Source organism: Micromonospora sp. NPDC005707, from assembly GCF_040631005.1.
In the GTDB taxonomy this organism is placed as follows: Bacteria; Actinomycetota; Actinomycetes; order Mycobacteriales; family Micromonosporaceae; genus Micromonospora.
Genome location: NZ_JBEXYR010000020.1, coordinates 42,597 through 66,513 on the forward strand (window position 1 = coordinate 42,597; position 23,917 = coordinate 66,513).

General features: G+C 75.0%; 28 protein-coding genes. 13 read left to right on the top strand and 15 right to left on the bottom strand.

Features of this window, described 5'->3' with window-relative positions; all coding sequences use genetic code 11:
• Positions 1–26 precede the first annotated feature (26 nt).
• Positions 27–968: a threonine/serine dehydratase gene (locus ABZ452_RS29265; RefSeq protein WP_357949658.1), complete on the bottom strand. Its 942-nt coding sequence runs from the start codon at positions 966–968 to the stop codon at positions 27–29.
• A gap of 64 nt (positions 969–1,032) precedes the next feature.
• Between ABZ452_RS29265 and ABZ452_RS29270 the strand changes: the two genes are divergently transcribed.
• Complete coding sequence (locus ABZ452_RS29270) at positions 1,033–1,197, top strand: hypothetical protein (protein WP_357949661.1); 165 nt, start codon at positions 1,033–1,035, stop codon at positions 1,195–1,197.
• A 1-nt stretch (position 1,198) separates the two neighbouring features.
• Here the strand turns inward: ABZ452_RS29270 and ABZ452_RS29275 are convergent, their stop codons facing one another.
• The 6 genes from ABZ452_RS29275 to ABZ452_RS29300 form a co-directional block, all read right to left on the bottom strand.
• The gene (locus ABZ452_RS29275) at positions 1,199–3,316 is read right to left on the bottom strand and encodes a bifunctional polysaccharide deacetylase/glycosyltransferase family 2 protein (RefSeq protein ID WP_357949664.1); all 2,118 of its coding nucleotides are present in this window, start codon (positions 3,314–3,316) and stop codon (positions 1,199–1,201) included.
• A gap of 2 nt (positions 3,317–3,318) precedes the next feature.
• A complete protein-coding gene (locus tag ABZ452_RS29280) occupies positions 3,319–3,738 on the bottom strand; it encodes a hypothetical protein (RefSeq protein WP_357949666.1) in 420 nt (139 codons plus the stop codon).
• A gap of 109 nt (positions 3,739–3,847) precedes the next feature.
• On the bottom strand, positions 3,848–5,371 hold the full coding sequence (locus tag ABZ452_RS29285) for an FtsX-like permease family protein (RefSeq protein WP_357949669.1): 1,524 nt from the start codon (positions 5,369–5,371) through the stop codon (positions 3,848–3,850).
• On the bottom strand, positions 5,368–6,069 hold the full coding sequence (locus tag ABZ452_RS29290; protein WP_357949672.1) for an ABC transporter ATP-binding protein: 702 nt from the start codon (positions 6,067–6,069) through the stop codon (positions 5,368–5,370). Before ABZ452_RS29290 ends, ABZ452_RS29285 begins: the two co-directional genes overlap by 4 nt.
• Entirely contained in the window at positions 6,066–6,602 is a 537-nt protein-coding gene (locus ABZ452_RS29295) for a PadR family transcriptional regulator (protein WP_357949674.1), read from the bottom strand. The genes ABZ452_RS29290 and ABZ452_RS29295 overlap by 4 nt, the downstream gene beginning before the upstream one ends.
• A 75-nt stretch (positions 6,603–6,677) precedes the next feature.
• Positions 6,678–7,244: a TIGR03086 family metal-binding protein gene (locus ABZ452_RS29300; protein ID WP_357949677.1), complete on the bottom strand. Its 567-nt coding sequence runs from the start codon at positions 7,242–7,244 to the stop codon at positions 6,678–6,680.
• 31 nt (positions 7,245–7,275) lie between these two features.
• On the opposite strand from ABZ452_RS29300, the gene ABZ452_RS29305 reads away from it, so the two are divergent.
• A complete protein-coding gene (locus tag ABZ452_RS29305) occupies positions 7,276–8,112 on the top strand; it encodes an AraC family transcriptional regulator (RefSeq protein WP_357949680.1) in 837 nt (278 codons plus the stop codon).
• Positions 8,113–8,122: 10 nt separating this feature from the next.
• On the opposite strand, the gene ABZ452_RS29310 is transcribed toward ABZ452_RS29305, so the two are convergent.
• From ABZ452_RS29310 to ABZ452_RS29335, 6 genes are read right to left on the bottom strand one after another with little or no spacing between them, the layout of a single operon-like run.
• Positions 8,123–9,661: a SpoIIE family protein phosphatase gene (locus tag ABZ452_RS29310; protein ID WP_357949683.1), complete on the bottom strand. Its 1,539-nt coding sequence runs from the start codon at positions 9,659–9,661 to the stop codon at positions 8,123–8,125.
• A gap of 2 nt (positions 9,662–9,663) precedes the next feature.
• Complete coding sequence (locus ABZ452_RS29315) at positions 9,664–10,992, bottom strand: sensor histidine kinase (RefSeq protein WP_357949684.1); 1,329 nt, start codon at positions 10,990–10,992, stop codon at positions 9,664–9,666.
• 32 nt (positions 10,993–11,024) lie between these two features.
• The gene (locus ABZ452_RS29320; protein ID WP_357949833.1) at positions 11,025–12,038 is read right to left on the bottom strand and encodes a SpoIIE family protein phosphatase; all 1,014 of its coding nucleotides are present in this window, start codon (positions 12,036–12,038) and stop codon (positions 11,025–11,027) included.
• The gene (locus ABZ452_RS29325; RefSeq protein ID WP_357949687.1) at positions 12,035–12,454 is read right to left on the bottom strand and encodes an ATP-binding protein; all 420 of its coding nucleotides are present in this window, start codon (positions 12,452–12,454) and stop codon (positions 12,035–12,037) included. The genes ABZ452_RS29320 and ABZ452_RS29325 overlap by 4 nt, the downstream gene beginning before the upstream one ends.
• Positions 12,451–12,858 (bottom strand): STAS domain-containing protein, encoded by a 408-nt coding sequence (locus tag ABZ452_RS29330; RefSeq protein ID WP_357949690.1) that lies wholly within the window; start codon positions 12,856–12,858, stop codon positions 12,451–12,453. Before ABZ452_RS29330 ends, ABZ452_RS29325 begins: the two co-directional genes overlap by 4 nt.
• Positions 12,858–13,718 (bottom strand): STAS domain-containing protein, encoded by an 861-nt coding sequence (locus tag ABZ452_RS29335; RefSeq protein WP_357949692.1) that lies wholly within the window; start codon positions 13,716–13,718, stop codon positions 12,858–12,860. The genes ABZ452_RS29330 and ABZ452_RS29335 overlap by 1 nt, the downstream gene beginning before the upstream one ends.
• 161 nt (positions 13,719–13,879) lie before the next feature.
• Between ABZ452_RS29335 and ABZ452_RS29340 the strand changes: the two genes are divergently transcribed.
• Entirely contained in the window at positions 13,880–14,236 is a 357-nt protein-coding gene (locus ABZ452_RS29340) for an STAS domain-containing protein (RefSeq protein WP_091315546.1), read from the top strand.
• Between the two features lie 10 nt (positions 14,237–14,246).
• Here ABZ452_RS29340 and ABZ452_RS29345 read toward each other — a convergent pair whose 3' ends face one another.
• Positions 14,247–15,401, bottom strand: a complete 1,155-nt coding sequence (locus ABZ452_RS29345) for an MFS transporter (protein WP_357949835.1) — start codon at positions 15,399–15,401, stop codon at positions 14,247–14,249.
• Between the two features lie 187 nt (positions 15,402–15,588).
• Between ABZ452_RS29345 and ABZ452_RS29350 the strand changes: the two genes are divergently transcribed.
• The 5 genes from ABZ452_RS29350 (at position 15,589) to ABZ452_RS29370 (ending at position 17,801) form a co-directional block, all read left to right on the top strand.
• A complete protein-coding gene (locus tag ABZ452_RS29350; protein WP_357949695.1) occupies positions 15,589–16,272 on the top strand; it encodes an FCD domain-containing protein in 684 nt (227 codons plus the stop codon).
• 39 nt (positions 16,273–16,311) lie between these two features.
• Entirely contained in the window at positions 16,312–16,782 is a 471-nt protein-coding gene (gene mscL / locus ABZ452_RS29355) for a large conductance mechanosensitive channel protein MscL (RefSeq protein ID WP_357949698.1), read from the top strand.
• A 77-nt stretch (positions 16,783–16,859) separates the two neighbouring features.
• Positions 16,860–17,108, top strand: coding sequence for a hypothetical protein (locus ABZ452_RS29360; protein ID WP_091315558.1), 249 nt, complete (start codon positions 16,860–16,862; stop codon positions 17,106–17,108).
• A 29-nt stretch (positions 17,109–17,137) separates the two neighbouring features.
• Complete coding sequence (locus ABZ452_RS29365; RefSeq protein WP_357949701.1) at positions 17,138–17,503, top strand: hypothetical protein; 366 nt, start codon at positions 17,138–17,140, stop codon at positions 17,501–17,503.
• A gap of 22 nt (positions 17,504–17,525) precedes the next feature.
• On the top strand, positions 17,526–17,801 hold the full coding sequence (locus tag ABZ452_RS29370; protein WP_357949704.1) for a hypothetical protein: 276 nt from the start codon (positions 17,526–17,528) through the stop codon (positions 17,799–17,801).
• On the opposite strand, the gene ABZ452_RS29375 is transcribed toward ABZ452_RS29370, so the two are convergent.
• Positions 17,802–19,010, bottom strand: coding sequence for a benzoate/H(+) symporter BenE family transporter (locus tag ABZ452_RS29375; RefSeq protein ID WP_357949706.1), 1,209 nt, complete (start codon positions 19,008–19,010; stop codon positions 17,802–17,804).
• 58 nt (positions 19,011–19,068) lie between these two features.
• Here ABZ452_RS29375 and ABZ452_RS29380 point away from each other — a divergent pair, with 58 nt between their 5' ends.
• The 5 genes from ABZ452_RS29380 to ABZ452_RS29400 all read left to right on the top strand — a co-directional run bounded on the left by ABZ452_RS29380 (position 19,069) and on the right by ABZ452_RS29400 (position 23,849).
• Complete coding sequence (locus tag ABZ452_RS29380) at positions 19,069–19,632, top strand: XRE family transcriptional regulator (RefSeq protein WP_357949709.1); 564 nt, start codon at positions 19,069–19,071, stop codon at positions 19,630–19,632.
• 93 nt (positions 19,633–19,725) lie between these two features.
• Positions 19,726–20,445 carry a protein phosphatase 2C domain-containing protein gene (locus ABZ452_RS29385; RefSeq protein WP_357949711.1) on the top strand — a complete coding sequence of 240 codons (720 nt, stop codon included), beginning with the start codon at positions 19,726–19,728 and terminating at the stop codon, positions 20,443–20,445.
• 137 nt (positions 20,446–20,582) lie between these two features.
• Positions 20,583–21,782, top strand: coding sequence for a GNAT family N-acetyltransferase (locus tag ABZ452_RS29390; protein ID WP_357949713.1), 1,200 nt, complete (start codon positions 20,583–20,585; stop codon positions 21,780–21,782).
• Positions 21,783–21,821: 39 nt separating this feature from the next.
• Positions 21,822–22,571: a ZIP family zinc transporter gene (locus ABZ452_RS29395; protein ID WP_357949715.1), complete on the top strand. Its 750-nt coding sequence runs from the start codon at positions 21,822–21,824 to the stop codon at positions 22,569–22,571.
• 99 nt (positions 22,572–22,670) lie between these two features.
• Entirely contained in the window at positions 22,671–23,849 is a 1,179-nt protein-coding gene (locus tag ABZ452_RS29400) for a hypothetical protein (RefSeq protein ID WP_357949838.1), read from the top strand.
• The last annotated feature ends 68 nt before the right edge of the window (positions 23,850–23,917 follow it).

The window sequence follows — 23,917 nt, forward strand, 5'->3', positions numbered from 1 at the left end:
CCCACTGGGCTGAGGGGCGCCGCCCCTCAGCCCAGCAGCGGGGCCAGCACGTGCGGGTCGGCGTTGCCGCCGGTGACCACGGCGACGGTGCGCCCCGCCGGCAGCTCGTCGCGGTGGAAGAGCCGGGCGGCCAGCGCGACGGCGCCGCTCGGCTCGGCCACCAGCCGGGCCTCGCCGAGCAGCCGTCCCATCGCGGCGACGATCTCGTCCTCGGTGACCGTGACGATGCCGTCGAGCCGGTCGCGCAGGTGGGCCAGGGTCAGCTCGGACAGGTTGGTGCGCAGCCCGTCCGCGCAGGTCCGGTAGGTGCGTTCGACCTCCCAGACCACCACCTCACCGGCGGCCAGGGAGTCGCGGGCGTCGGCGGCGAGCAGCGGCTCCACCCCGATCACGGCGGCCGACGGGCGCAGGGCCTTGACCGCGGTGGCCACGCCCGAGGAGAGCCCGCCGCCACCCACGGGCACCAGCACCACGTCGACGTCGGGCAGGTCCGCGACGATCTCCAGGCCGATCGTGCCCTGGCCGGCGATGATCCACGGGTGGTCGAAGGGCGGCACGAGCGCGGCCCCGGTGTCGGCCACGATCCGCTCGGCCTCGGCGACCCGGTGGGCCGGCGGGACGAGCCGCACGTCCGCGCCGAGCGCCCGCATCCGGTCCACCTTGATCCGCGGCGCGCCCTCCGGCACGACCACGGTGCACGGCACGCCGAAGGCCCGGGCCGCGTACGCGAGGGCCTGCCCGTGGTTGCCCGAGGAGTGCGTCACCACGCCCCGGGACCGGGCGGACGGGTCCAGCCGGGCGACCGCGTGGGTCGCCCCACGCAGCTTGAACGAGCCGACCGGTTGCAGGCTCTCCGGTTTGAGCCACAGCTCGTCGTCCCAGAGCGTCGGCAGCAGCGGGGTGCGCACCACGGTGCCCGCGACATCCTCGGCGGCGGCCCGGACGTCGGCGATCGAGACCAGCTCCATCGCCCCATCCTGCCGCGCGGAGGGACGGGCCGCCGCCCCGCGCCCGCCGCCTAGACTCACCCGGGTGAGCGAGGACGACCAGCGGGCGGACGGCGGGCCGGGGCCGGCCCGGCGCGCGCCCGTCTGGCTGATCCTCGGTGTCGTCACCTCCGCACTGCTGGTCTGCTGCTGCTCGGCGCTGATCGGCCTGGTCGTCGCCTGGTCGGCCGGGCTGTTCGGTCCGCGCTGACTCAGCGGGCCGGCGCCCCGCCGAGGAGCGCCGCCGCCTCGCCGGTGCGGACCATGCGCTGCCAGCGCAGCCGGTTGCCGACCACCGCGGTCACCACCGACTGCACCACCACCAGGTACATCACCTGCCGGTAGACGAGCTGCTGGAACGGCAGCGTCCAGAGTGGGCCGAACCGTTCCCGGTCCAGGCGCAGCGCGTACGCGGCGGTGCCGCCCTGGAGCAGGAGCAGGCCCAGCCAGGCCAGCGCCAGCTGGGACCAGGGCAGGAAGAGCAGCCCGTAGACGGCGAAGACGTCGACGGCCGGTGCGGCCAGCGGCAGCACGATCTGGAACACGGCCAGATAGGGCAGGCCGCGCCTTCCGAGCTTCCCGCCGGCGCCCGGCTCGCGCAGCGCGTGACGGTGCTTCCACATCGCCTGCATCGTGCCGTAGCACCAGCGGTAGCGCTGCCGCCACAGCTGGCGCAGCGACGAGGGCGCCTCGGTCCAGGCGATCGCGCTCTCCTCGTACACCACCCGCCAGCCGGCCCGGAGCACCTTCATGGTGAGGTCGGTGTCCTCGGCCAGCGTGTCGGCGGGCACGCCGCCGACCGCGAACAGCACCTGGCGGCGGAACGCCCCGATCGCGCCGGGGATGGTCGGCATGCACTCCAGCACGTCGTACATCCGGCGGTCGAGGTTGAAGCCGATCACGTACTCCAGGTGTTGCCACCGGCCGAGCAGGCGGCGCCCGTTGGCCACCTTGGTGTTGCCGCTGATCGCCCCCACGGTCGGGTCGGCGAAGCCCTGGACCAGCCGGTAGACGGTGTCCGGCTGGAAGACGGTGTCCCCGTCGACCAGCACCAGCAGGTCGGCGCGGGCGGCCCGGATCCCGGTGTTCAACGCGGCCGGCTTGCCGGCGTTGGCCTGCCTGATGACGCGTACCCCGCGCAGCCGCAGCCGTTCGACGATGTCGGCCGTCCCGTCGCTGGAGCCGTCGTCCACCACGATCACCTCCAGCGCCGGGTACGCGCTGGCGACCAGGGACCGCACGGTGGCGGCGATGTTCGCGGCCTCGTTGTACGCCGGCACGATCACCGACACCGGTGCGGTCACCTCGGGCCGCCGGTGCCGTGGCCGGCGTACCCGGCGGACGTGCCGGCGGGCGCAGACGACCTGGACGGCGAGGCGGACCACGCCGAGCACCAGGGCCAGCCCGAGCAGCAGGTTCATGGCCGAGGTCAGCCAGTCGGCGCCGGTCTGCGCCCAGCGCAGCGCGGTGCCGCTCAGCCGGGCGCCGGTGGTGGCCGGCACCATCGAGTCGGGCGCGCCGATCCCGGCGGAGACGGTGGTGAACCGGTAGCCCTGGGCGGTCAGCCGGGGCAGCAACTGGTCCAGGGCGGCGACGGTCTGAGCGCGGTCGCCGCCGCCGTCGTGCATCAGCACCACCGCGCCGGCGCCCCCGGGCGGGGTGGCCGCCCGCACGATGGCCGGCACGCCGGGACGCTGCCAGTCCTTGGCGTCCCGGTCGGCGAGCACCGCCACGTGACCGCTGCCGGCGGCCGCCCGCAGCATCCGGTACTGCGCGTCGGTGACGGCCGCCGGAGTGGACGAGAAGGGCGGCCGGAACAGCGTCACCTCGCGGCCGGTCACGCCGGCGATCGCGTTGCGGGTCCAGGAGAGCTCGGTCCCGGCCCGCCAGCCCGGCGCGGTGGTCAGGTCGGTGTGGGTGAAGGTGTGCGAGCCGATCTCGTGCCCCTCGGCGAGGATCCGCCGGACCAGGTCGGGGTACTCGTCCACCCGGGCGCCGACCTCGAAGAACGTGGCGTGGGCGTGGTGCTTGCGCAGCACGTCGAGGATCTGCGGCGTCCAGCGCGGGTCGGGGCCGTCGTCGAAGGTGAGCGCCAGGGTGCGCGCCGGCAGCCGCCGGCTGACCGGGGTGGGGCCGTCCAGCCGCAGCACCGGCCCGCCGGTGGCGACCGCGCGCGGCGGGGGCGAGGCGGGCGCCTGGTCCGGGCCGGCGCCGCCACCGACGGCGCTGACCAGGCCGTGGAGGCTCAGCGCGGCGAGCAGGGCGACGAGGCCCAGCAGGAGCAGCACCCAGTGGGCCCGGGGGTCGGGGCGGGCGACGTGTCTCGCCATGGTCAGGGCTTGCCCGGCGGCCGGCTCGGCTTGGCGCTGTGGCGCCGCTCGTCGCCCTGCCCCGGGACGGTGGCGGTCGGCCGGGGCGGCGGGGTGGCGGCCCGGGTGGGGGCGGTCGTGCGGCTGGCGGCCGGCGCGGGCGCCGACGGGCTGGTGCTGGTCACCGACGGCGGCCGAGGGTTCGGGCTGGTCGGCTTCGCGTCCCGGGGCGGGGCGTCGACCCCGGCCTCGATCGGGGGTGGCTTCGTGTCGGACCAGCCGGGCAGCGGCACCGTGGAGTCGAAGAACAGCCCGGCCAGGATCAGGCCGAGACTGGTCAGCAGGCCGAGGCCCATCGCCACGCCGGCGATCACGGTCAGCCGGCGGCGCCGGCCGGTCCGGTCGACGAACACCGGCGGCGCCGCGCCCGGGTGGTTCGGCATGGTGCTGGTCTCCCGCTGTCGCGCTCCCGCCGGCTGGTGCGCCGGCTCGGGGTGACCGCCCCCCGGGCCTCCCGTGGCAAACAGCGCCGGTGCCACCGGCCGCGTCACGTCAGGTCGCGCGCAGTTCCTCCACCGTCGTGCTGGCGCGCAGGAAGAGCAGGCCGACGCCGACGGTGAGCAGCACCGCCGCCAGCCCGCCGGCCGCGAACCAGGCCAGCTGCTCCCACGGTACGTGCGGGGGGACGGTCACCTCGGGCACCCATTCGGTGCGGGTGTAGCGGGCCCGGGTGTCCGGGTCCCCGCAGAGCCGCTCACCCGCGTCGCAGACCTCCTGCGCGTAGCCTCCGCCGGTCGGCGCGGGGGACATGCCCCGCACAAGCAGGTAGCCGACGGCCAGCGCCAGACCGATCGCGGGCACCGCCGGAGCGAGCGACTGCCAGAGCAGCGAGCGGCCGATGGTGGCGCGGGGCACCCCGGTCGCCACCAGCGCCGCGTACGCCCGGCGCCGCGTGGCGATGCCCTCGACGACCGCCACCAGCAGGCCACCGCCGGCGATCGCCACCGACACGGCGACGCCCAGGTCGACCAGGTCCATCGCGCCGAGGTAGAAGGAGTCCGGACCGGCGAGCCCCGCACCGGTCCGGCGGTTCAGCTCCATGGTGGCCAGGAAGTCGGCGCGGGTGCCGGCGGCGCCCGCGCCGAAGACCAGCGCGGCCAGCAGGGCGGCGAAGGTGCGGCTGCCCGCCCACGGGTCGGCGGTCAGCCGGCGCGCGGCGAGCAGCGCGGCCGGGCGACGGCCGTAGCGGTGCAGCAGGCGGCCGGCGGCGTGGGAGAGCCAACCGGTGCCGGCGATCACGCCGATCATGGCGGCCAGGGCGCCGAGGATCAGCAGCGCCGGCAGCAGCCAGGGCGGCGGTTCGGCGTGCCGACGCTCGTACCAGAGGCCGACCGGCCGGAACGCGGCGAACAGGGCCAGGCCCACCAGGATCAGCAGGCCGGGCCACGGCCAGGGCGCCCGGGTGCGGACCCGACGGACCACGCCGAACGGGGTGGTGGTGACCCGGCGCAGCAGGACCGCGCTGACCAGGGCGGCGAGCAGCGGCAGGCCGAGCACCACGGCCAGCATGGCCGGCGGGGCCGGGTGGACGTCGGTGGGCAGCGGCAGCCGCCCGTCGGCGCCGGGCCGGTGCAGCAGCCGGTGGCCGGCCAGGAAGGCGGCGAGGCCGCCGACGGTGCCGAGCAGGCCGGCCAGCCCGGTCTCGGCGGCCGCGATCCGGGTGACCTGGTGCGGGGTCGCCCCGGCCAACCGGAACGCGGCCAGGCGGCGGTCGCGGGCCGGCGCGCCGAGCCGGGCGCACTGCCCGGCCAGCCCGAGCACCGGCACGACGAGCAGCAGCAGGCCGAGCGCCAAGCCGCCACGCAGGCCCGGCTCGCGCAGCAGCTCGTTGGTGTACTGGAGGGACCAGCGGACGCCGTTGTCGTCGGTGGTGGGCGGGGTGGGTATGGCGAGCACGGTCAGCGCGGCCAGCCCGACCAGCGTGGCCAGCGCGGCGCTCAGCGCGGTCAGCGCGACCCGGGCCGTGTCGGTCCGGGTGCCGGCCCGGGCGAGCTGGAACAGGGTGCCCGGGCTCACCGGTGGCCGCCGGACACCGGCGCGTCGAGGCCGAGGCCCGACTGGTCGACCGCCCCGTCGCGCAGGGTCACCTCGCGGTCGGCGTACGCGGCGATCCGCGGCTCGTGGGTGACCAGCACGACGGCGGTGCGCTGCTCGCGGGCGAGCCGGACGAGTTGCGTGAGCACCTGCTCGCCGGTGAGCGTGTCCAGCGCGCCGGTGGGCTCGTCGGCGAAGAGCACCCGCGGCTCGGTGACCAGGGCCCGGGCCAGGGCACAGCGCTGCTGCTGCCCGCCGGACATCTCGCCCGGCGGGACGTCGGCGACCTCGGCCACGCCGAGCCGCTCCAGCCAGGTGAGCGCCGCCGTCCGCGCTTCTCGCCGCCCCGTGCCGGCGAGAAGCAGCGGAAGGGCGACGTTCTCCGCGGCGGTCAGCTCGGCGACGAGCTGGCCGAACTGGAAGAGCACCCCGAACTCGGTGCGCCGCAGCCGGGACCGGGCCGCCTCCGGCCACTCGTCGATCCGCTCACCGCGCCAGGTGACCTGCCCGGCGTCGGGGCGCAGGATGCCGGCGAGGCAGTGCAGCAGGGTGGACTTGCCGCAGCCGCTCGGGCCGGTGACGGCGAGGATCTCGCCCTCGGCCAGGTCGAGCGTCACGCCGCGCAGGGCCGGCGTCCTCCCGTACGCCCGGACCACGCCGCGCGCCTCAAGGAAACTCACGAGTGCACCTCCCGGTGCCAGTCGGCGACCCGTTCGAGGGTGGTGTGCAGCCACCGCAGGTCGGCGTCGAGATGGGCGATGGCGAAGTCGGCCGCGATCACGTCGTCGAGGCCGGCCCCGGGTGCGGTCTTCACGGCGGTCAGCTCGCGCAGCCGCTCGGTGTGCGCCCGCCGCTGGGCGACCAGGTAGGCGCGGGCCCGCTCGACGTCGGCCACCATGAGCGCGACGACCACCTTGGCGAAGAGGGTGCTCGCCACGTACGGCATCGGTGGCTCGACGGTGGCCAACCACCGGTCGAGCGCGGCCCGCCCCTCCCCGGTGAGCGCGTAGGAGGTGCGGTCGGGCCCGCCCTCGCGGTCCTGGCCGGCCGGAGTCACCAGGCCGTCCCGCTGGAGCCGGGCCAGGGTGGCGTAGACCTGCCCGAAGGCGAGTGGCCGGGCCCGGGGCAGCCGCTCGTCGTGGGCGCGCTTCAGCTCGTAGCCGTGCCGGGGGCCGCGCGCGAGCAGCCCGAGCAGTACGTGCTGAGTGGACACGCCCACACTATTCAATGAGTGAATAGTGGTGTCAAGAGCGGCCCGCGCGGCGGGTCGCCGCACGGGCCGGTCGGGTCAGGGGGTCCAGGCGGGGTCGCGGCCGGTCCGGCCGAGCAGGGCGTCCAGCGTGGTGGGCTCGGCGCTCGTCGGGACGGGCTCGCCGAAGGCGCCCATCTTCTGCCCGGTGTCGCCCATCCGGTCCATGAAGCCGTGCCCCGCCGCGAGCACGGCCGGGTCGACCTCCAGCCGCCGGCCGGTCGCCCGGGCCAGGTCCCAGCCGTGCACGGTGAGGTCGATGAGCGCCATGTCGCCCACGGTCTCCTGCGGCAACCCCATGCCGGGCGAGACGCCCTCCAGCGCCGCCGGGTCCGACCAGGCCCGCGTCAGGCGGTCGGCCTCGGTGGCGAACCGGTCGCGCCAGCCCTCGGTCAGGTGGTCGGTCTTGGCCGCCCAGTCGACCTCCCGCCGGCGGGCCAGGTCCTGGAAGTTCACCACCACGTCGAAGAGGTGGTTGAGCAGGTCGCGCACCGTGTAGTCGGGGCACGGGGTGGGCAGGCCGAGCTGGTCGTCGGAGATGCCCTGGACCACCGCCGCCGTCCGGGGCGCGGCAACGGCCAGCAGTTCACTAGTCTTCGTGGTCATAGGACCAGCGTATGAGGGCGGTCTTGAAGAAATGCGACACGAACCGCGGCGGGACAGCAGGGGGATTCTCGACCCCGGCCGGCTGCTGCGGCGGGTCCGCTTCCGGCGCCTGCTGCCAGCCCCGGCGCTGCATCCGTGGGTCGAGCACTACTGGCTGGTCGACTGGACGCTGACCGAGCCGTTCGACCAGCGGATCGTCCCGCACCCGGCGGTCAACGTGGTGTTCCAGGCCCAGGCCGGCGGGCCGGAGCACGGCGAGCTCACCGGGGTGGACACCGGCCTGTTCACGGTCACCCTGCACGGCACCGGCAGGGTGACCGCCGTCAAGTTCCGTCCGGGCGGCTTCCGCCCCTTCTGGCGCCGCCCGGTCTCCGAGCTGACCGGCCGGCGCCTCCCGCTGCCCGCCGGGCCACCACCGGCCGGTGCGGCCCCCACCGGACCGTTCGCCGCCGGGCCGGTCTGCCCCGGCACGGACGAGGAGCGGTGCCGCCGGCTCGACGACCTGCTCACCGCCTGGCAGCCGGCGCCGGACCCGCTCACCGCCGAGGCCACCGCCCTGGTCGAGGAGATCCGCGCCGACCGGGCGGTCCTGCGCGTCGACGACTTCGCCCGCCGGCACGGGGTCTCCACCCGGCGCCTCCAGCGGCTGTTCCTGGACCACGTCGGCGTCGGTCCGAAGTGGGTGATCCGCCGCTACCGGCTCCAGGAGGCCATCGAGCAGGCCGCCGCCGGGCCGCTGGACTGGTCGCGGGTCGCCGCCGACCTGGGGTACGCCGACCAGGCCCACCTGGTCCGCGAGTTCACCGCGGTGGCCGGGGTGTCGCCGGCCGCGTACGCCCGCTCGCTGGCGGCCTCGCGCGGCGGGTGACCCCGGCGGCTCAACGGCGGCGGACGGCGACCACCGCGATGTCGTCGTGGATCTCCGGCGGCGCCAGCTCGACCAGCAGCCGCTGGCAGAACTGGTCGAGGTCGTCGTCGATCCGGGCGGCGACCGCGGCGAGCGCCGCCATGCCCTCGTCGATGGTGGCGTCGCGCCGCTCGATCAGCCCGTCGGTGTAGAGGACCAGGGTGGCCCCGGCCGGCAGCACGAACTCCAGGTCCGGCGGGCGGGGCGCGCGCACCCCGAGCAGCGGCGCGGAGTGCTGCACGAAGTCGGTGCGCCCGTTGCTGCTGATCAGGGCCGGCAGGTGACCGGCGCTGGCCAGCCGGATCAGCCCGCTGCCCGGGTCGAGCAGCAGCACGCAGATGGTGGCCAGCTCGGTGGGCAGGAGGGTGCGCATCAGCTCGTTGACCCGGTCCAGGATCACCCCCGGCGGATGCCCCTCGACCGCGTACGCGCGCACCGCGTGCCGCAGCTCCGCCATCACCGTGGCGGCGTGCAGGGAGTGCCCGGCCACGTCGCCGATCGCCACCAGCAGGTGCCCGTCGAGCATCACCAGCTCGTAGAAGTCACCGCCCACCTCGGTCTGGGCGCTCGCCGGCTCGTAGCGGACGGCCAGGTCGAGGCCGGCGATGTCGGGCAGCCGGCGGGGCAGCAGGCTGCGCTGGAGGGTCACCGCGATGCGGTGCTCCTGGTCGAACGAGCGCTGGGCCTCGACCGCCGAGGCGACCGCCTGGGCGAGCTGCACGAGCACCGGGGTGCGTACGGTCTGGGTGGCGGTCGGCACCACCACGTAGAGCGCGGCCCGGTCCTCCCGGAGCCGGGCGGCGGCCACGGTCACCGTGTCGCCGTCGGGCCAGGCGGTCAGGTCCCAGGCGCCCGGTTCGTCGATCCGGACCCGGGTGCCGATCGGCTGGCCGGTGTCGTCCACCGTCCACGGCACGATCACCGGCGGCGCCTCCGGCCCGACGGTCACCCCGGCCAGGCAGTCCCCGTCGAACGTCTCCGCGACGACGGCCGCCGGGCTCTTGAAGATCCGCGCGGCGCCGGCCGCCGCCGCCTCCAGCAGCCGGACGAAGTTCGGCGCCGCGTGCATCTCGACGGTGGCGTCGGCCAGGGCGGCCAGCCGCTCGGCGAGCAGTTCGGCCCGCTGCCGGGCCTGGTAGTAGCGGAGCACCGCGTGCGCGGTGGCGACCAGTTCCTCCGGCTCGATCGGCTCGGCCAGGTACGCGTCCGCGCCGCGGGTCAGCCCCTGGGCCCGGTCCACCACGTCCACCGCGTGCGCGGAGACGTGGATGACCGGGGTCGACGGCCGGTACTCCTTGATCAGCTCGCAGACCTCGAAGCCGCTCATGTCCGGCAGCCGGACGTCGAGCACCACGAGGTCGACCCGGTCCTTGCGCACCCGGTCCAGCGCCTCGGCGCCGTTCTGCGCCTCCAGGGTGGTGAAGCCCGCCCGGGTCAGCCAGTGCACCAGCAGGTACCGCTTCGGACTGCTGTCGTCGACCACCAGCACGGTCGCCGGACCGCCCTCCACCGTCAGGCTCCGCCCACGGGAAGGATCACGGTGAAGCTGCTCCCCCGGCCCGGTTCGCTGGCCAGCTCCAGCCTCCCGCCGAGCAGCGTGACCAGCCGCCGCGCGTACGGCAGGCCGAGGCCGGTGCCGCCGACCCGGGTGGTGCCGGGCACCTGGTAGAACTCCTCGAAGATCCGTTCGTGCAGCTCCGGTGGGATGCCCGCGCCGGTGTCGGTGACCGACAGCGACCAGAGGTCGCCGTGGCGTTCCGCCCGCAGCCGCACCTCACCCCGCTCGGTGAACTTGAGCCCGTTGTGCAGCAGGTTGCGCAGCACCTGGGCGAGCAGCACCTCGTCCGAGCGGACGGCCGTCGGGGCCGGCGGCTCCTCCACCACGAGCTCCACGCCCGGCCGGGTCGCCAGCGCCCGCAGCGTGCCGCGGAGCTGCCCGAAAAGCGCGCGCAGGTCCACCTCGGCCCAGTTCGGTTCGAGCCGGCCGGATTCGGCCTTGGCCAGGTCGAGCAGCTCGTTGACCAGGCCGAGCAGGTCGGCCGCGGACGACCGGATCAACCCCACCTGCCGGGCCTGCTCGCCGGTGAGCGGGTCGGACGCGGAGTCGCCGAGCAGTCGGGCCAGCCCGATGATCGCGGTCACCGGGGCCCGCAGCTCGTGGCTCACGTTGGCCAGGAACCGGCTCTTCGACTCGCTGGCGGCGCGGAGCTGGGCGGACTTCTCGTCCAGCTCGGCGTAGAGCGCCACCACGCCGCGGTTGGTCTCCTCCAGCTCCTCGGTGAGCTGGTTGTAGAGCGCCATCACGCCCCGGTTGGTCTCCTGGAGCTCGGAGTTGAGCACCTCAAGCTCGTCGCGATGGCTGCGCACCTCGTCGAGGGCGGCGATGAGCTGCGTGTTCTGCGCGGCCAACTCGTCCAGCGCGGTGCCCGGAGCGCTGCTGGCCAGCTCGGTCCGGAGCTGGTCGAGGCGCTCCGGCGTGAGCGGTGGCGCCGGTGCTGGGACTCGTCGGGACATTCTCACGACGGTATCGCCCCCGTCGGTCACCGTGCCCAGCATGTCCACGAGACGCGCCACCGCGCCGGACTGCGGCTCGTAGCGGCCGCCGGGCAGCGGGCGGACCGGGGCCAGGTCGACCCGGAGGGACCGCTGGCCGGTGTGGGCGTCGACGACGACCGCGAAGGTGACCTCCGCGCCGCCGACGGAGCGCAGCAGGTCCCGGGCCACCTCGCTGAGCGCCGTGGCCAGGCGTACCTGGTCCTGGTGCTCCAGCCCGACCGCGGCAGCCACCTCCCGGCCGCGCTGCCGGACCAGGAAGATGTCCTGTTCCACTCGGAGCGCCATCTGCAGCAGCGGGTCCGGTGCGCCCGGGCGGGTCACGGCTCCGCCCGGGCGACCAGGACGCAGGCGTCGTCGCGGCGGATCCCGGCGTCGCGAAGCAGGGTGGCGGCGACCAGCAGCGGCGCGCGGCCGCCCAGGCCGGGGTAGTCGGCCAGGTCCCAGCGGTCCACCACACCGTCGCTGTGCATCACCAGGGTCGCGCCGGACGGGAACGGGTAGTCGTACTCCCGCACCGAGGGGCGCTGGTGTCCGGCGATGCCGGGCAGCGAGACGAGGGCCCGCCGCCGCTCGCCCGCGGCCACGATCATGGCTGCGATGTTGCCGAGCCCGGCGTACCGCAGCAAGCCCGACACGGGGTCCGGCTCGGCCACCGCCAGCGCGGCGCCACGGGTGTGCGACATGGCCCGGTGCAGGTGCTGCACCACGGTGGCCGGCGACCCGGCCGGCGCCGTCCGGAACGCGGCCAGCGCGGCCCCGGTGGCGGCGGCGGCCAGCGGGCCGTGCCCGAGACCGTCGGAGACCAGCACCTGCCGCCGGCCGTCGGCCACCCGCACCGCGTACCCGTCGCCGCTGACCTCCTCGCCGGTGATCGGCCGGGCCAGCGCGCCGGCCCAGTCCGGCTCGGGGGCCGGACCGTCCCAGACCTGGACGGTCAGCACGGTGCCCCGGCCGGGCATCGAGTAGCCGTCGAACCGGCTCGCCTGCCGGACGATGGCGCCGAGGCCGATGCCGAGGGTGCCGGTGGTGGAGTGCCCGTCCGCCGAGGAGAGGGCGAGGTCGGCCATGCCGGGGCCCGAGTCGATGGCCACCAGCTCCACCCCGGCCCGCCCGCTCCGGCGCACCGGGCGGAGCAGCAGGGTGCCCTCCTGGGCGTGCTTCACCAGGTTGCTGGTGATCTCGGCGGTGACGATGGCCAGGTCGGCGACGCGCGGCTCGCCGAGTTCCACCTGCCGGCCGAGCCGCTCGGCGGCCCGCCGCACGCTGCTCGCCGCGGCGCCGCTCTCCACCCGGAACCAGAGACCGTGGTCGGCGACCACGTCGCCGATCATCGGGACCACTTGGTGACGGTGATCCGGGTGCCCTCACCCACGGCGGTCCAGATGTCGAAGTCGTCGACCAGCCGGCGGGCGCCGCTGAGCCCCAGGCCCAGGCCGCCCCCGGTGGTGAAACCGTCGGTGAAGGCCTCGTCGAGGTCGGGGATGCCCGGCCCCTGGTCGGCGAAGACGATGCGGACCCCGCGCCGGCGACCGTCCTCCACGGTGGTCACCTCGGCGCTGCCCCCGCCGCCGTAGATCAACGTGTTGCGGGCCAGCTCGCTGGCGGCGGTGACCAGCTTGGTCTGGTCGACCAGCGAGAGCTTGACGGCGACGGCGGTGGTACGCACCAGCTGCCGCACCCGGACCACGTCCTCGTCACTGCGGATCGCCTGGGTCGCCGGCACCCCCAGGTCGACGCCGGCGGTCATGGCGTGGCCGTCGTCTCGGCGTCCTCGTCGTCCGCCTCGTCCCACTCGTCGCCCCGGCTCGCCGCGATCAGCTCCATGCCGCGCTCGACGTTCAGCGCGGTGCGGATGCCGTTGAGCGACAGCCCGAGCTCGACCAGGGTGATGGCGACGGCGGGCCGCATGCCGACCACCACCGTCTCGGCGTCCAGCACCTTGGAGATGGACGCGATGGTGGAGAGCATCCGGCCGACGAAGGAGTCGACGATGTCCAGCGCCGTGATGTCGATGATCACGCCGTGCGTTCCGGTGGCGACGATCCGCTCGGCGAGGTCCTCCTGGAGCTGGATCGCCGTCTGGTCGGACATGTCGAGCTGGATGGAGACCAGCAGGATGTCACCGATCTTGAGGATCGGCACCCGCTCCATCAGGACTCCCGGCGGGCGCGGCGGGCGGTGGTCTCGACGCCGGTCAGGCGCAGCACGTGACGCAGCGCGTCCGCCAGGCTCGCCTTGGTGGCGATGTCGCCGAACTCGATGCCGAGGGCCACGATCGTCTGGGCGATCTGCGGCCGGATGCCGGAGATGATGCAGTCGGCGCCCATCAGCCGGGCGGCCACCACGGTCTTGAGGATGTGCTGGGCGACCTGGGTGTCCACCGCCGGCACGCCGGTGATGTCGATGATCGCGTAGGGCGAGCCGGTGTCGACCAGGGTCTGGAGCAGCCGCTCCATCACCACCTGGGCGCGGGCCGAGTCGAGGGTGCCGACCAGCGGGACGGCGACCACGCCCTCCCACAGCTTCACCACCGGCGTGGACAGCTCCAGCAGCTGCTCCGCCTGGTCGGCGATCAGGCCCTCGCGGGTGCGCACGAAGCTCTCGAAGGTGAACAGCCCCATCTGGTCGATCAGGGCGGAGAAGGCGACGAAGTCACGGAGGGTGCCCACCTCCTGGTCCTGCTCCATGAGCTCCAGCAGCGCGTCCTTGAGCGCGAACACGCTGATCGCGGTCTCGGTGGCGCTGAAGCCCTGCCGGGCCCGGCTGGCGGAGAGCTCGGCCAGCACGGCCCGCAGCTCGCCGCCGTGCTCGTCGGCCAGGTCGGTGAGACCGTGCTGCCCGGCGTCGATGATGCTGCGGTGCAACTCGCGCGCCTGCCGCGCCAGCTCCGCCTGGCTGAGCCGGCCGCGCAGCGAGGCGGCGACGATCTCCGTCCAGCGCGCGGTCAGCCGGTCGGCGTGCTCGGTCAGCAGGCGGGCGAGCCGACCACTCTGTTCGGCGCTCAACGCCATGATGACCTCCCTGAACTCTGGACGGGCGGACTCTATCACCGGGGTCTGCGGCACTAGTTGTCGCGGAGCAAAGGAATGATCGGCGGCACCCTTCTCGGCTCCCGTTCTGCACGCTGCCAGCTTCGTGGGATACCGTTCCACCGAACACAGGAGGTCGGCGAATGTCCTTGACGGTGCACACGGAACAGCGCGGCGACGTGGTCGTCGTGTCGGTCGCGGGCGAGCTGGACATGGCGACGGCACCGCAGCTCCAGGACCAGATCACGGACCTGCTCGACAAGGGGCGCAACCGCCTCGTGTTCGACCTGGCCGAGGTGTCGTTCTGCGACTCCACCGGGCTGTCGGTGTTCGTGCGCGCCAAGAACAGCTGCGACGAGGCCGGCGGCGTGGTCCGGCTGGCCGCCCCGCAGCGCGGCGTGCTCCGCATCCTCGAGGTGAGCGGCCTGGTCGAGGTGCTGCACACCTACCCCACGGTGGAGCAGGCCGTGGCGGGCGACCCCACGCCGGCCTCCTCCTGACCGTTTCCCCTCAGCGCTCGTCCTCGATGTGCCGGGGACGGGCGATCACCATGCCCGCCGCCGTCTGCACGGCGAGCGCCACCAGCAGGAAGCCGATCGGCGCGGTCCAGCCCCCGGTCGCCTCGTAGAGGATGCCGACCAGCAGCGGGCCGAGCGCGGCGATCAGGTAGCCGGTGCTCTGCGCGAAGGCGGAGAGCGCGACGGTGCCCTCGGCGGTCCGGGCGCGCAGCCCGATCGTGGTCAGGATCAGCGGGAACGCGCCCTGGCCGAAGGCCAGCAGCAGCACCCAGAGCGGCGCGAGGCCGTGCGGCGCGAGCGCCAGGCCGACGTACGCGGCCGTGGAGAAGGCGGTCAGCGACAGCACCAGCGGGCGCAGCGTGGGCAGCCGGCCGGCCAGGGTCGGCATCATGAGCGCCACCGGCACGCCGAGCGCGGTCACCCCGGCGAGCAGCAGGCCGGCCGCCTCCGGCGCGTAGCCGGCGTCCCGGAAGAGCTGGGCCAGCCAGCCCATGATCGCGTACCCGCTAAGGGACTGCGCCCCGAAGTACACCGCCATGGCCCAGCCGAGCCGGGTGCGCGCCGGCCGTACCCGCGCCGGCCCGGCGGCGGCCACCGCCGGAGTCGCCGTGCGTCGCGCGGCGCGGGTGCGCAGCGCCAGCGGCACCCACGGGAGTACGGCGACCGCGGCCAGCGCGGCCCACACGCCGAGGCCGGCCCGCCAGGAGCCGAAGGCGTGGGCGATCGGCACCGCCGAGGCGGCGGCCACCGTCGTGCCCACGGTCAGCGCCATCGTGTACGCCCCGGTGACCAGCCCGGTGCGGTGCGGGAAGTGCTGCTTGACCAGCATCGGCAGCAGGATGTTCGCGACCGCGATGCCGGCCAGCGCGAGCGCGCTGGTGAGCACGAAGACCGCCGTCGAGTCGGTGACCACGCGGAGCACCTGCCCGACGGTCAGCGCGACCATGGCCACCACCAGGACCCGGGCGGCGGGCCAGCGGCGGACCAGCCACGGGGTGAGCGCGCCGAGCCCGGCGAAGGCGATGGTGGGCAGTGTGGTGACCAGGCCGGCCGTCGCGCCGGAGAGGCCCAGGCCGTCGCGGATCTCGTCGAGCAGGGCGCCCAGGCTGGTCACCGCGGCGCGCAGGTTGACCGCCACGAGCAGCATGCCGACCAGGACCAGCAGGCCGCCGCGGGCCGGGGTGGCCTGCGGCGCGGGGGCGGCGGCCGGGGCCGGCCCGGGGGTCACGTCGGTGGTGGGCGCGTCGGTGACGGGGGCCCCGGTGGGCGGGGGTGGCGGGGTCATGACCTCGAACCTACAATCATGGGATGAATTTCGGCAGAAGGTGTAACCGGTGACACCCGCCGTCGATTCCGTCGCCGTGCCGCCGCGCGGCCACCGGGTGCGCCAGACCATCGAGCAGCTCCGGGGCCGGATCCTCGGCGGCGAGTGGCCGGTGGGCGCGAAGATCCCCACCGAGCCGCAGCTCGTCGCCGCGCTGGGCGTCGGGCGGAACACGGTCCGCGAGGCGGTCCGGGCGCTGGTGCACGCCGGGGTGCTGGAGTGCCGGCAGGGCTCCGGGACCTACGTGGTGTCGACCGACGAGCTGGCCCCGGTGGTGGCCCGCCGGCTCACCGACGACCGGATGGCCGAGGTCATCGAGGTCCGGCGCGCCTTCGAGGTGGAGGCGGCGCGGCTCGCCGCCCTGCGGCGTACCCCCGAGGACCTGGCGGCGCTCGACCGCGCCCTCGCCGCCCGGGAGGCCGCCTGGCGCTCCGGCCGGGTCGGTGGGTTCGTCGAGGCCGACGCCGCGCTGCACACGGCGGTGGTGGCCGCCGCGCACAACGCCATGCTGGCCGAGCTCTACGCCTCGGTCGGCGCCGCGCTGCGCAGCACCGTCGCGCAGGCGATGGGCGAGACCCTGGAACCCGAGCGGTACGTGGACCACAGCCGGCTGGTCGAGGCCATCCGGGACGGGGACCCCGCCCGGGCGGCGATCGAGGCCGGCGCTTTTCTCGAAGCTCCCTCCCGGGCATAGGTTGTCCCGGACGGAAATTCGGACAGCACGGGAGTGCGGATGCTCAAGGGCTTCAAAGACTTCATCATGCGCGGCAACGTCGTCGACCTGGCGGTCGGTGTCGTCATCGGTGCCGCCTTCACCGGGGTGGTCACCCAGCTCACCAAGTCGTTCCTGGAACCGCTGGTACGGGTGTTCATCGCGCTGATCACCGGCAGTGAGGACGGTCTCAGCGGCTCCACCCCGAAGTTCCGCGGCATCCCGTTCGACTGGGTGGCCTTCGTCAACGCCGCGATCACCTTCCTGCTCACCGCGGCGGCGCTGTATTTCCTGGTCGTCTACCCGATGAACCGGCTCGCCGAGCGGCGCCGGCGCGGCGAGGAGCCGCCGCCGAAGGCCCCCAGCGAGGAGATCAAGCTGCTCACCGAGATCCGGGACGCGCTGCTCGCCGGCAACCACGGCACGCCGGCCCAGCGCGGCGCGCTGGACGACGTGCTCGGCCGCCGGCAGGAGCCCCCGGCCGCACGCTGACCCCATAGCCGATCGGCCCCCGTGGGAATCCCGCGGGGGCCGACGTGTGTCGAACACATGTTCGATAGAGTCCGGGCATGGAGCAGCGCAGGCACTGGTGGAACGGGAAATGGGGGCGGCTGGCCCGGCGAGACGTCTTCCTCCGGGTCGACGGCGACCGCTGGCATGTCGAGCAGCGCGCCGGCGGCGCCGAGGGGGTCTCCCAGTTCTACGAGTACGCCAGCGTCGAGGAGGCCGAGGAGACGGTCCGGGCGCTGCTGGAGGGGCCGGACACCTGGCGCGAGCTGTCCCCGCGCCCGCCGAGCGGCTGGGCCCCGCCCGTTTAGCGCCCGCGCGCCTCGGGAACCGCGCCTGTATGAGCCAGCAGCAGGACAGCGTCTCCCGGGTCACGACCGGCATGCGGGTGGTCGACTCCACCGGCGTCGAGGTGGGCACCGTGGATCTCGTCCAGCGCGGCGACCCGGCCGCCGTGACCGTGCAGGCGCCCGCCCCCGTCGACCCGGGCAGCAGCCTGGACGAGCTGATCGGGTCGGCGGCCGCCGAGGAGCCGGACGTCCCGGCCGACCTGGCCGCCCGGCTGCTGCGCGAGGGCTACCTCAAGGTCTCCACCGAACTGGCCCGCACGGGCGCGGTCTACGTGCTGGCCGACCGGATCGCGGCGGTCACCGACGACGGCGTACGCCTCACCGTCCCCGCCGGTGAGCTCCCCCCGGAGGAGTGACTCCCCGCCTAGGGTGGGCGGCATGTGGATGGTGATCGGGGAGCAGGGCGGCACGCCGACCGACGCGGCGGCACGGGCCGCCCAGTTCGCGCACATGGCCGAGGTGACCCGGCAGAGCCCGGGCTTCGTCCGGGGCTGGTGGGGCGCGGACGAGGACGAGTCCGGCCTCGGCCACGCGCTGGTCGTGCTCGACACGCTGGAGCACGCGCGGGCGCTGAAGCGGATGGTCGAGGAGAACGTCACCGGCGTGCGCCTGCGGATCATGGAGATCGGCGCCGAGGCGGAAGGCGCCGCCTGATCAGCCCACCCGGACCGGGACGGCCGGCTCGGGTTCCGGCTCGGTCACCGACGCGGTGGTGGCGCGACGGCGGCGGAACAGCAGGAGCATCAGCCAGCCGGCGACGAGCCCCCAGAACGCGCCGCCCACGCCGAGCAGGCTCACCCCGGAGGCGGTGACCACGAGGGTGACCACGGCGGCCTCCCGGGCGTCCGGCTCGGCGACCGCCGCCGCGACCGCGCCGGCCAGCGCGCCGAGCAGCGCGAGCCCGGCCACCGCCTCGACCAGGACCGGCGGGGAGAGCAGCACGAGGGCGGTTGCCACGCCGGCGCCCAGGCCGAGCAGCGCCAGCCCGATTCCCGCGGTGACCGAGGCGATCCAGCGCCGCTCCGGGTCGGGGTGGGCGTCCGGGCCGGCCGCCAGCGCGGCGGTGATCGCGGCCAGGTTCACCGCGTGCCCGCCGGCCGCCGCGCCGAGCGCGGTGGCGAGCCCGGTTACGCGGAGCGCGGAGCCCAGCGGGGCCCGGTAGCCGTAGCCGGCCAGCACGGCCGTGCCCGGCACGTTCTGCGCGGCCATGGTGACCAGGAACAGCGGCAGCGCCAGCCCGACGATCGCGGGCAGCGTCCAGGCGGGCGCGGTCAGCGCGACGGCGGGGGCGGCGTCGATCCGGGCCGGCCCGGACGCGGTCAGCGCGATCGCCACGACGGCCACGGCGAGCGCGCCGGGCACCGCCCAGCGGCGGGCGAACCGGTGCAGCAGGAGCCAGGCGAGCACCACCGGCCCGGCCAGCCGGGGCACCTCGACCAGGGCCCGGACGGGCGCGGTGCAGAGCGGCAGCAGCACCCCGGCGAGCATGGCGCTGGCGATCGGGCCGGGGATCGCGGCGACGGCCCGGCCGAGCGCGGGAACGAGCCCGGCCGCGACGATCAGCAGGCCGGTGAGCAGGAAGGCGCCGACCGCCGCCGGCCACCCGCCGGGCACCGGCCCGGTGGCGACGAGCAGGGCGGCGCCCGGGGTGGACCAGGCGATGGCCAGCGGCAGCCGGTGCCGCAGGCCGAGCCAGACGGCGCAGCAGCCGCTGGCGACACAGAGGGCGAGCAGCCCGGAGGCGGCCTGCGCCTGGTCCGCGCCCACCGCGCGCAGCCCGGCGAGCACGACCGTGAACGAGCTGGCGAAGCCGACCAGGGCGGTCACCACGCCGGCCAGGACGGGTTGTAGTCGACCGGCCATGCTCTCCCCCTCACCGCCGTTCCGTTTACGGAACGGACCGATGTAGCACGATAGCCCCATGGCAGCTGCCCCACCAGCCGGTGACCGGACCGCCGAAGCCGTCGGCCGGCGGATCCGCGCCCTCCGCGAGGAGCGGGAGATGTCCCTATCCACGCTCGCCCGGCTGGCCGGCGTCGGGAAGGCCACCCTCTCCGGGCTGGAGAACGGCACCCGCAACCCCACCCTGGAGACCCTGTACGCGATCACCGCGCAGCTCGGCGTGCCGCTCACCGCCGTGCTCTCCGGTGCGGCGGAGACGCCGACCGTCCGCGGCGCCGCCGTGGGGGCCACCCTGCTGGAGGTCTTCAGCGACACCGACGCGACCTACGAGCTCTACCGGATGCGGGTCAGCCCGGGCCCGGCGCAGCTCTCCCCCGCGCACCAGGCCGGCGTCACCGAACACGTCACCGTCTTCTCCGGCGTGCTCCGCGCCGGCCCGGTCGGCGCCCCGCAGACCGCCGGCCCCGGGGAATACCTCCGCTGGGTCTCCGACGTGCCGCACAGCTACGCCGCGGTCGGCGACGAGGAGGTCCGGGCGAGCCTGCTGCTGCGCTACCCGCGAAAGGCCACAATGGATGGTTGATGCATACCGGGTGTGCAAGCCGGCGACATTTCTTTCAGCAGACCCAGCAATGCGTAGAGACGCGGAGCCGATGTTCTTGGCAAGCTTGTCCCCATGACGCTGATCCTCCGCTCGGCCATCCTGAACGACGTCGGCCTCGTCCGGACCAACAACGAGGACTCCGCCCTCGCCGGTGACCGCCTCGTGGCGGTGGCCGACGGCATGGGCGGCCTCCCCGCCGGCGAGGTGGCCAGCGAGATCGTCATCCGCATCCTGGACGAGCTGACCCCGCCGACCGCCCCGGACGAGGCCGCCGACGCCCTGCGCGCCGTGGTGAGCACCGCCAACCAGCGCATCCGCGCGGCCATCACGGTCGACCCGGCGCGCGACGGCATGGGTACGACGCTGACCGCCGCCCTGCTCGCCGGAGACACCCTGGTCCTCGCCCAGGTCGGCGACTCCCGCTGCTACCTGCTGCGGGACACCGAGCTGAGCCAGCTCACCCGGGACGACACCTTCGTGCAGGCGCTCGTCGACCAGGGCGCGCTCTCCCCCGACCAGGCCCGCCACCACCCGCAACGCTCGCTCGTCACCCGGGCGGTGCAGGGCTCGGACGCGCCGCCGGCCGTCGGGGTGCTCACCGTGTTCGCCGGCGACCGGCTGCTGCTGTGCAGCGACGGCCTCTCCGACTACGTAGAGGACGCCGCCATCGCCTCGGCGCTGGTCACCTACGGGGACCGGCAGCAGTGCGGCGAGCAGCTCGTGAAGCTCGCCCACCAGGCCGGCGCGCCGGACAACGTCACCGTGGTGGTCTCCGACGTCACCGAGGCCTGAGCCGGCCGCCCGTCGCAGCACGGGCGGCCCGCCACCGCGTCGGCGCGGTTGCGGCGGCGCCGCCACGTCCGGCACCTGCCGGTGACCTGACCGGCTTTCCGGTTGCGGCGGCGGGAGGGACCGGTTGGGATGGGCGGATGCGCATTCGCCGCTTGGCCACCGAGGAACGCCTCACCACCAGCTTCCCGCTCCAGGCGTACGCCTTCGAGACATCCCCGATGGCCGTGTCGCGGACCGAGGAGTTCCGCGCGTACCTGCCGTACAACGCGGGCAACCGGACACTGGTAGTCGAGGAGGACCGCGTCACCACGGCCGCCGTCTCGGCGGTCCCGATGCGGCAGAACCTGCGCGGGGCCGTGCTGCCGATGGCCGGCGTCGCCGGGGTGGCCACCCACCCGCTGGCCCGCCGGCGCGGGCACGTGCGCACGCTGCTGCATCAGCTCCTCGACGAGATGCGGGACGAGGGAAACCAGCTGACCGCGCTCTACCCGTTCCGCGCCTCGTTCTACGAGCGCTTCGGCTACGTCGGGCTGCCCCGGCGGCGTACCGCGGTCTTCTCGCCCGCGGACCTGGCCCCGCTGCTCCGCGGCGAGCTGCCCGGCGAGGTGGTGTGGGAGCGGGTCGGCGCCGGCTACGAGCGGTGGCGGGCGTACACCGAACGCTGCCTGCGCGAGCGGCACGGGTTCGCGGTCTTCCCGGACTTCCGGGCGGTCGGGCTGCGCGACCGGGACGACCGATGGCTGCTCACCGCCGTCCGGGACGGCGAGACGGTCGGCGCGGTCACCTACCGGATCGACGACCACGGCGGCACGCTGATCGCCGACGACCTGCTGGCCAGCGACCCGTACGCCCGGGCGTCGCTGCTCCAGTTCTTCGCCCGCCACGTCGACCAGGTGGAGCGGATCAGCGTCGAGCTGCCCGCCGACGAGCTGCCCGAGCTGTGGCTCACCGACCTCGCCGTGCACGTCGAGGCGCGGGTGTCCCGGCCCGGCTCGCCCGCCCCGATGGCCCGGCTGCTCAGCCTGGACGCGCTCGCCGACCAGCCGGTCGGGACCGGCCGGGTCACCGTCGAACTGGTCGGCGACCGCTGGCTGGCCGGCACCCACCTGCTCGACGGCGCCACCGGCACGCTGGAGGTGCTGCCCGGGGACGCCGCCGCCGCGGGCACCGTGCCGGCCGCGCGGCTCACCGCCGCCGGGCTCTCCGCCCTGGCGTACGGGGTGCTCGACCCGGCCGAGGTGGCCGTGCGCGGGCTCGGCGAGGTGCCGGTCGACGCGGCCGCCGAGCTGCGCCGGATCTTCCCGCGGGCGCTGCCCTACCTGTTCGCCGACTTCTGAGGCCGTTTCCGATTCCGGGCCGGGGGTAGGGTCCTGCGGGTGCCGGAGTGGTTGGAAGCGGGATTCTGGGGACTGCTGGCCGGGTCGGCCCTGCTGATCGGGGCGGCCGTCGGGTTCTTCGCACGGGTGCCGCGCCGGGTCATCGCCTCGGTCATGGCGTTCGGCGCGGGCGTGCTGCTCTCCGCCGTCTCGTTCGAGCTGATCGCCGAGGCGCACCAGCAGGGCGGGCTGCGGCCGGTCGCGATCGGCTCGACGTGCGGGGCGCTCGCCTACACGGGCGCGAACATCCTGCTGGCCCGGCGCGGGGCGCGGCACCGCAAGCGCTCCGGCGACGAGCAGCCCACCGAGCAGGAGCAGCCCGGCTCGGGCTCGGCCATCGCGGTCGGGGCGCTGCTGGACGGCGTACCCGAATCGGTGGTGATCGGGGCGAGCCTGCTGGCCGGCGGCCCGGTCAGCCTGGTCACGGTGCTCGCCGTCTTCCTCAGCAACGTGCCCGAGGGCCTGTCCAGCGCGGCCGGCATGCGCCAGGCGGGCCGGACCCGCCGCTACGTGTTCCTGCTCTGGACGGCGATCGCCCTGGTCTCCGGCGTGGCAGCCCTGGCCGGGTACACGCTGCTCGGCGGCGCCCCGCCCGCGGTGCTGGCCGGCATCACGGCGCTCGCGGCCGGCGCGATCCTCGCGATGATCACCGACACCATGGTTCCGGAGGCGTACGAGGACGCCCACCTGCTCGTCGGCCTGATCACGGTCCTCGGCTTCCTGGTCGCGTTCGCCCTGTCCCACGCCTGACGGGAAGCGCCACGGCGGGCGGGTGGCTTAGCGGCGGGTTAAGGATCCCGCGCGGAGTCGTGCGGCGGCGGGCCGCCCTCCTAGCATCGGGCGGTGCGTGTGAAGCCCGCTGTCACCCTCCTCGCCCTCGGTCTCGCCACCGCGACGCTGCCCGCCTGCGGAGGTGACCAGCCGGCGGGCTCGCCCGCGCCGGTCGCCGCCACGGGCACCGCCGCCGGCCCGACGCCGCCCCCGACCGGCGACCCGAGCGCCCGGGCCGGTCTCGGCACCGCCAAGCCCAGCGCCGCTCCCTCGGCGGCCGCGTCCCGGGCCGGCAACCCGGACGGGCACGCCGCCGTCCCCGCCGAGGCGCGGGCCGTGGACACGTCCCGCCCGACCCGCACGGTCGGCACCGGCACCCCGGCGAGCTGCACCTCGGCGGCGGTGGTGAAGGCCGTGGCGGCCGGGGGGATCATCACGTTCGACTGCGGCCCGGCCCCGGTGACCATCCGGATGAAGGCGACCGCCAAGGTGGTCAACTCGCACGGCCCGCGGGTCGTGCTGGACGGCGGCGGCAAGGTCACCCTGAGCGGCGGCGGCGAGCGCCGGATCCTCTACCAGAACACCTGCGACCAGGCCCAGGGCTGGACCACCTCGCACTGCCAGAACCAGGACCACCCGCAGCTCACCGTGCAGAACCTGACCTTCGCCGACGGCAACTCCACCGGCGACCGGACCGAGGGCGGCGGGGGCGGCGCGATCTTCGTACGCGGTGGCCGGCTCAAGGTGGTCAACACGCGCTTCGTGGACAACCGCTGCGACCGGACCGGCCCGGACCTGGGCGGCGCCGCGCTGCGCGTGCTCAGCCAGCACGACAACAAACCGGTGTACGTGGTGAACAGCACCTTCACCGGCGGGGTCTGCGCGAACGGGGCGGCGACCAGCAGCATCGGCGTCTCCTGGACCGTGCTGAACAGCGTCTTCCGCGACAACCGGGCGGTGGGCAGCGGCGCGAACCCGTCCCGGGCCGGCACCCCCGGCGGCGGCAGCGGCGGGGCCATCTACTGCGACGGCAACGAGTTCACCGTCCGCATCGCCGGCACGATCATCGAGAACAACACGGCGAACGAGGGCGGCGGCGCCGTCTTCTTCGTCAGCAACAACCGCACCGGCACCATGAAGATCGAAAGCTCGACCCTCCGCCGCAACCAAAGCAAGGGCTTCGAAACAAGGGGCTACCCCGGCATCTTCTTCCTGGGCGCCCACCCACCCACGGTGTCCGGCTCCCGCCTCTCCTGACCCGCCTCGCTGGACCCGCCCTGTTGATCATGAAGTTATTGCCACCGTCGTCGGCGTGTCGGGGCAAC